The sequence below is a fragment of the Halobacterium bonnevillei genome (genome assembly GCF_009831555.1).
Taxonomy (GTDB): Archaea; Halobacteriota; Halobacteria; order Halobacteriales; family Halobacteriaceae; genus Halobacterium; species Halobacterium bonnevillei.
Map to the genome: position 1 here is coordinate 1 of NZ_WUUU01000160.1, position 6,672 is coordinate 6,672.

Annotated in this window: 8 protein-coding genes and 1 pseudogene; 4 read left to right on the forward strand and 5 right to left on the reverse strand. The window is 70.1% G+C overall.

The genetic code is table 11. The features are described from left to right. A pseudogene (locus GRX66_RS20830) lies at positions 1-388 on the reverse strand (SDR family oxidoreductase); the annotation flags it as partial. A gap of 63 nt (positions 389-451) precedes the next feature. Further along, a complete protein-coding gene (locus GRX66_RS15030; protein ID WP_159527282.1) occupies positions 452-1,270 on the reverse strand; it encodes a rhodanese-like domain-containing protein in 819 nt (272 codons plus the stop codon). Between the two features lie 173 nt (positions 1,271-1,443). Here GRX66_RS15030 and GRX66_RS20075 point away from each other — a divergent pair, with 173 nt between their 5' ends. The 4 genes from GRX66_RS20075 to GRX66_RS15050 all read left to right on the forward strand — a co-directional run bounded on the left by GRX66_RS20075 (position 1,444) and on the right by GRX66_RS15050 (position 4,802). Then, positions 1,444-2,313 carry a DUF6159 family protein gene (locus tag GRX66_RS20075; protein ID WP_159527283.1) on the forward strand — a complete coding sequence of 290 codons (870 nt, stop codon included), beginning with the start codon at positions 1,444-1,446 and terminating at the stop codon, positions 2,311-2,313. A gap of 137 nt (positions 2,314-2,450) precedes the next feature. Continuing rightward, positions 2,451-3,110 (forward strand): HAD family hydrolase, encoded by a 660-nt coding sequence (locus tag GRX66_RS20080; RefSeq protein WP_325064139.1) that lies wholly within the window; start codon positions 2,451-2,453, stop codon positions 3,108-3,110. Between the two features lie 105 nt (positions 3,111-3,215). Continuing rightward, a complete protein-coding gene (locus tag GRX66_RS15045; RefSeq protein ID WP_159527284.1) occupies positions 3,216-4,406 on the forward strand; it encodes a redox-regulated ATPase YchF in 1,191 nt (396 codons plus the stop codon). A 66-nt stretch (positions 4,407-4,472) separates the two neighbouring features. Further along, positions 4,473-4,802 carry a DMT family transporter gene (locus GRX66_RS15050; RefSeq protein ID WP_159527285.1) on the forward strand — a complete coding sequence of 110 codons (330 nt, stop codon included), beginning with the start codon at positions 4,473-4,475 and terminating at the stop codon, positions 4,800-4,802. A 6-nt stretch (positions 4,803-4,808) separates the two neighbouring features. On the opposite strand, the gene GRX66_RS15055 is transcribed toward GRX66_RS15050, so the two are convergent. From GRX66_RS15055 to GRX66_RS15065, 3 genes are all read right to left on the reverse strand, one after another. Continuing rightward, positions 4,809-5,768: an AEC family transporter gene (locus GRX66_RS15055; RefSeq protein WP_159527286.1), complete on the reverse strand. Its 960-nt coding sequence runs from the start codon at positions 5,766-5,768 to the stop codon at positions 4,809-4,811. Between the two features lie 154 nt (positions 5,769-5,922). Then, positions 5,923-6,174 (reverse strand): hypothetical protein, encoded by a 252-nt coding sequence (locus GRX66_RS15060; protein ID WP_159527287.1) that lies wholly within the window; start codon positions 6,172-6,174, stop codon positions 5,923-5,925. Further along, the coding region (locus GRX66_RS15065; protein WP_159527288.1) for a hypothetical protein at positions 6,171-6,672 on the reverse strand (502 nt) is incomplete at its 5' end. The genes GRX66_RS15065 and GRX66_RS15060, both read right to left, overlap by 4 nt.

The following is a 6,672-nucleotide window of genomic DNA, read 5'->3' on the forward strand; positions in this document are numbered from 1 at the left end:
GTCGGCGTCCATGTGCGGGAGGGCCTCGCGGACCGCGGCGAACACGCCCCGGACGTTCGTCCGCATCGTGTCGTCGAACGCGCTGTATGACTCCTCGGGGAGCGGCGTCGCCCCGGCGTCGCCGTGGTAGACTGCCGCGCAGGGCACGACGACGTCGATGCCGGACTGCGTCCCCCGCCTTCGACGCCTGCTCCATCAGTCGCTCGAGTTCGAACTCGTCGCGGACGTCCGTCCGCAGCGACTCGCCGCCGAGTTCGTCGGCCAGCGCCTCGATCGCGTCGCGGTCCCGGCCGCCCAGCACGACCGTCGCGCCGTCGTCGGCGAACGCTCGCGCGACCGCTTCGCCGAGGCCGCCCGCCGCGCCAGTCACCGCTACCGTAGTCTCCATGTTCGCTCGGTGGGCCGGGAGCGCCTAAAGGCCCCGGCATTCCGCCGACTCCGTCTCCCTCGTTCAGCCGGTCAGGACGGTTTCAGTGAGGTCGCCCAGCGGCTCCGTGACGTCGAATTCGGGCGTCTGGACGCGAATCGGAGCGTCGTCTGTGACGTCGTAGAACTTGAGGTGGAGCGCGAACGCGCCGTCGTCGCCGATAGGTGCGGCCTCTTGCTGGCCCGAGGCCTCGTGGGTCGCCCACGCGTACTCGCCGGCGTGCGCCGAGTCGACCTCCCCCTCGACGACGGCTTCCTGGGGCGCCGAGAAGTTCGTGCCGCGCATCGCGAAGTCGTTGTTCAGCCACGGCCCGAACCCCTCGTCGATGACGTAGACGTCCGTGTAGCCCGCCTTCTGGAGGCCGGCCGCCCGGATGGACGAGAGGTGGTGGGGACAGCCACAGTAGCAGACGATGCGGTCGTCCTCCGCCCAGCCGTCGATGCCGCCGCCCTCGGAGCCCCGCTGAGCGGGGCTGCTGACCGCGCCGTACACGTGAGCCTGCTCGTACGCTTCGAGGCTGCGCGCGTCCACGAAGCGCGCCTCGCTGCGCTGATGCCAGTACCGGGTCACCTCGATGGGCGCGAGCGCGACCTGTTCGTCGTTCGTAGTCGTGGTCCCGAATCGGGACGTGTCGATGGACCGTTCCTCGGGCGGGTCCTCGCGTTCCGGGGGGTAGCCGTCCCCGGGGTCGTCGTCCTCGGGGAGGGGCTTGTTCGCGTGGAACGACGCGTCGAGAGTTCCGGGGTGGTCGACGCTCGACGACGAGCCGAAGAGGCTCGCACAGCCTGCGAGTGCGGCGAGCGACCCGGTGGCGCCCGCGGCGAGGAACGCGCGACGGTGCATGTCCCACAGTTGGTGCGGCGCAAGTAAGGGCTGTCGCTGTCCGACCCCGCGACCGTCCCGGGGAGTCCGGCCGACGCGCACGACCGACGGACTGCGGGCCCGGCCCGCGCAGTTGCAGCGGCTGCGACCACTGGAAAGCACTCATAGTCGTGCCTGCGGTAGCTGGGGCCACGATGGGCCTACGAAGCCGCCTCTGGACCGGCATCACCCTCGCACGGGACAGCGTCACCCTCCTCCGCGACCACCCCTCGCTGCTGTGGTTCCCCGTCGCCGCGGGCGCAGGCGGCATCGCATTCTTCCTGCTGGCGGCCGGCGGCGCGCTCGGCCTCCTGCCGCTGGCCGCGCTCGTGGACGCGCCGGAGGCGCTCCTGTACGTCGGCGCTGCGGTCGGGTACTTCGGCGCGTCGTTCGTCGCCGTGTTGTTCACCGCGGGACTGATGTTCGCGACGCGGGACGTGATGGAGGGCCGCGACCCGAGCGTCCGCGGCGGCCTCGCGACGGCCTGGGAGCACAAGTCGACGCTGTTCGCCTGGGCGGTCGTCAGTACACTCGTCGGGCTGGTCGTGCGCGGCCTCCAGGAGTCCGACAACCTCGCGGGCGTCATCGCGGGCACCCTGTTGAGCATGTCATGGGCAGTGATCACGTACTTCGTCGTCCCGGTTGCCATCTTCGAAGGCGAGGACATCCGCGGCGTGTTCGGCCGCAGCGTCGGCATCGTGCGAGACACCTGGGGCGAGTCGCTGGGCGCGGAGTTCGGACTCGGGTTCGTCCACGGCATCCTCTTCCTCGGCGTCGCCGCAGTGGCCGGACTGGTGTTCGTCGTCACGACCAACGTCGCGGCGGCCGTCGCCGTCGGCCTGCCCCTGGCCGTCCTCGCGTTCGTCGTCGGAGCGACGCTGAACGGCATCGCGAAGGTCGCACTCTACGAGTACGCCACGACCGGCGAACCGCCGAACTACTTCGAGAACGTCGATTTCGACGTCGGCGGCGACGACCGCAGGCGGCCCACGTCCCCGACGAATCGCCCGCGCGGCGGCATCTGAGTGCCGCCGGGACTGTGGAACCACAACTGGACGAACATCGGTTCACGCCACAGACTGACCGCAGTACGCGCACAGACCGACAGCAGTACGCGGTCCACCACGAAACGACTTTAGTGCCGTTCGAGCAACACACAGCCGTGACCTACGACGCAGTCGTCTTCGACAACGACGGCGTGCTCACGCACCCGACGCCCATCGACGTGCTCCGCGAAGCGACCGTCGACGGGTTCGCCGCCGTCGGCGTCGACGACCCCGACCCCGACCACGTCGACCGGATGACCCTCCACGTGACGCCCGAGGACCTGCAGGCCGCCAGCGACGCGTACGGCGTCGACCCCGAGGCGCTGTGGCGCCAGCGCGACATGGCGTTCTCGGAGAGACAGGTCGCGGACATGCGGAACGGCCGCAAACCCCTCTACGAGGACTACGACGCGGTGCGTGGCCTCGACGTCCCGCGGGGCATCGTCTCCACGAACCAGCACCGCACCATCGAGGAGATCCTGGACTTCCACGGCATCCGCGGGGACTTCAACGCGTACTACGGCCGCGAGATGGAGCCGGCGAGCCTCCGTCGGAAGAAACCGAACGCCCACTACCTTGATCGCGCACTCGCGGACCTCGAGGCCGACCCGGGGCGCACGCTGTTCGTCGGGGACAGCAACAGCGACCTGGAAGCCGCGGCGAACGCGGGCACCGACGCGGCGTTCCTCTGGCGGGACCACCGCGAGGACTACGACCTCTCGGCGACCCCCGACCACGAACTCGACACGCTGCACGACCTCCACGACATCGCGTAGCCGGCTCCGGACTCCGGCATCGACTGGGCGGACCTGTCGTGTGAACGACCCACAGACGGCGCCCAGGTAGCAACCCGTTTATCCCGCGGTCCCGTTCGTTCGGCAATGAGTTACCGGATTGGGCTCGTGGGCAAGCCCAGCGTGGGGAAGTCCACGTTCTTCAACGCGGCGACGATGAACGACGTGCCCGAGGGCGCGTACCCGTTCACGACAATCGACCCGGCGGTCGGCGAGGCGTACGTGCGCGTGGACTGTGCGGCACCGGAGTTCGGCGAGACCTGCACGCCGTCGACGGGCTACTGCGACGACGGCACGCGGTTCGTGCCGACGAAACTCGTGGACGTCGCGGGCCTCATCCCTGGCGCCCACGAGGGCAAGGGCCTCGGCAATCAGTTCCTCACTGACCTGAACGAGGCGGACGTGCTCGTCCACGTCGTGGACTTCTCCGGGCAGACCGACATGGAGGGCGAACCCACGGAGGACCACGACCCCCGCGAGGACGTCGACTTCCTCGAGGACGAACTCGACCAGTGGTATCTCGACATCCTCGAGAAGGGCATCGAGCGCTACGAGAGCCAGCACATGGTCGAGGGCGACGTCGAGGTGGAACTCGCCGAGCAGATGAGCGCGTTCCGCACGAGCGACGAGGAGATCAAGCAGGTCATCCTGTCGCTGGACCTGGAACTGGACCCTGACACGTGGGACGCCGACGACCGCCTCGCGCTCGCCCGCGAGATCCGCAAGCGCACGAAGCCGATGGTCGTCGCCGCGAACAAGATGGACACGCCGGAAGCCCAGGCGAACTGGGAGTCCATCACCAGCGACCCGGACTACGACCACCTGTCGTTCGTGCCGGTGAGCGCGCACGCCGAGAAGGCGCTCAAGCAGGCCAGCGAGCAGGGCGTCGTCGACTACCGGCCGGGCGACGACGACTTCGACATCACGGGCGACGTCGGCGACGAGCAGGCCGCGGGCCTGGAGTCCATCCGCGAGTTCGTCGGCGAGTTCGGCGGCACGGGCGTCCAGCAGGCCCTGGAAGCCGCGCTGTTCGACGAACTCGGCGTGGTGCCCGTCTTCCCGGGGTCGGCGAACGGCCTCGGCACCACGGACGGCCGCGTCCTCCCCGACGTGTTCCTGCTGCCGGAGGGCGCGACGGCCGAGGAGTTCGCGTTCCACGTCCACTCCGACGTCGGCGACGGATTCCTGCACGCCAAGGACTGCCGCGTGAACCGCCAGATCAGCGCGGACCACGAACTCGACGCGCGGGACGTCGTGGAGATCATCACGACGAACTGACCCCCGTATTACTGCGGCCCTGTCACGACCGACGCGTTCAGGACCCTGGCGGTCGACGGTCCGGGCATGGCTGCGTGGCTGGTGTTGCTGGTCGCGGGACTGTTCGAGGCGGTGTGGGCCATCGGCCTCGCGTACACCGACGGGTTCACCCAGCCGGTGGCGTCGGTGGTGACGCTGGGCGCGATGGCCGTCTCCGTCTACCTGCTCGCGCAGGCCGTCCAGTCGATTCCGGTGGGGACGGCGTACGCCGTCTGGACGGGCATCGGCGCGGTGTCGACGGCGATTCTCGGCGTCTACCTGTTCGACGAGCCGGTGTCGGCGCTTCGCATCGGGTGTATCCTGCTGATCGTCGTGGGCATCGGGGGCCTCCAGGTGACCAGCGGAGCGCACGCGTAACCGCCCTCAGAGGACCGCACCGGACTGCAGGACGGCGATGAAAAGCGTCAGCAGCGGGATGCTCAGCAGCGTCGTGACGAGCACGCACGTGGAGACGTACTCGGGGACCGTGACGCCGCCAGAGCGGGTGTCCGCGGCGAACTCCGTGACGAGGATGACGGGCGTGACGGCCGCGGGCATCGCGGTTTCGAGCACGAACACGCGAGCGACGGTCGGGTTCTGGAAGCCGAGTGCGAGCGCGACGCCGAGACCGACCAGCGGCGCGATCCCGAGGCGCAGCGCGGTCGCGCTCCACGACCGGGCGACGGCCGCGCCGGTGTCGGTGCGCGCGAGGTGGATCCCGAGCACGAGCAACATCACGGGGATGGAGGCGTTGCCGACGAGCTTCAGCGCCTCCATGCCGGCGCTCCCCGTGGCTGGGACGACGTCGAGCGCGCGGGCGCCGAGCGCCGCCAGCACCGCGTACACGAGCGGGAGCGCGAACACTCTGCGCACGCCGACGGCGCCAGCCTCGCCGCCGCTGCGGGACGCGGCGTAGACGCCGACGGTGTACACGAGCACGGACTGCACGGACAGGAACACGACCGCGGTCTGGCGGCCGACGTCCCCGAACGCGAAGTCCGAGACGGGGATGCCGAGGTTGCCGGCGTTCGAGAAGATGGCGACGAGCACGAGCGCGCTCAGAATCGGTTCGGTCTCGCCGACGACGCGCCCGAACGCCTCGGCGACCGCCCACATCGCGAGCGTGAACGCAACGATGCCGACGGTGAGGCGGACGAGCGTCGTCGACCCGAGTTCCGTGACCGCGAGGCTGTGGAACACGAGCGCTGGCGCGAACACGTACACGACGACGGTGTTCAGCGGCCGCGGGTCGACCCCGCGGGTGACCGAGAGGAGGTAGCCGATGGCGGCGATGGCGACAGTCGGTCCGACCGCGCCCAGGAAGATGCCGGCGACGTCGACCATCAGTACCGCGCCTCTGGCTGGTGGCGGCGGTCAGCGGGCGACGACGCGGCGCTGGCGTGGGCGGAGTGCACTGTGTCGTGTGGGGAGTCGCGGGAGTGGCGTAATTTCGTTACGGCAGCGGAAAGGAAGCCCGTAGGAGTGAGAACGGCGGTGGCTAGACGAGGAGCCGGACGGCGTCGTCGTCGACGGTCGCAACGAGGCGGTCCGGAAGGGCGACGCGGTCGCTGTCGGCGTCCCATCCGAGCACCTCGAGGGTCTCGGGGGGCGCGTTGGGGTCGACGGAGACGTATCGCGCGTCGTCGGCGGTTTCGGTGACGGTGCCGACGCGGGCGCCGTCGCTATCGAGGAGGGGCGTGCCGGCGGAGCGGGAGGCGGGGTCGACGCTGAGGATTCTGAGCACGGTCACGAGTCGAAGACGACGTCGCGGACGGCGACGTCCGTGACTTCCGGGGTGCCGTCGGGGCCGCGGGCCCACGACAGGTCGGGGCGGACGTCGTAGGTTTCGCTGCCGGCGTCGAGTTCGAGCGTGGCGGTTTCGCCCTCGGCGAACCGGCGGGCGACGTCCGCGCGGGCGCCGTCCGCGAACTGGTTCATGTTCTCGGTGCCTTTGCCGGAGCGGACGGCGACGACGTCGACCTCGAGACCGTCCGGGCCGGTGTGGAGCGCGACCCTGAGGGGGACGCGTTCGCCGTCGCTGTCGCCGAGCACGAGCACGGCGTTCTCGGCGTCCTCGAGGCGGTCGATTTCGTCGTCGAGCGTCTCGCCGACGAACCCGGGGACAGAGTCGGAAACCGAGGACAGCACCTGCTGCGCGATGCGTTCGCCGAAGTCCGGGTCGAACGGCGTCGGGTCCTCCCGCGTGCGGTTGCGGGTCTCGGATCCCCGGCGGCCGTCGCGGTCGTCG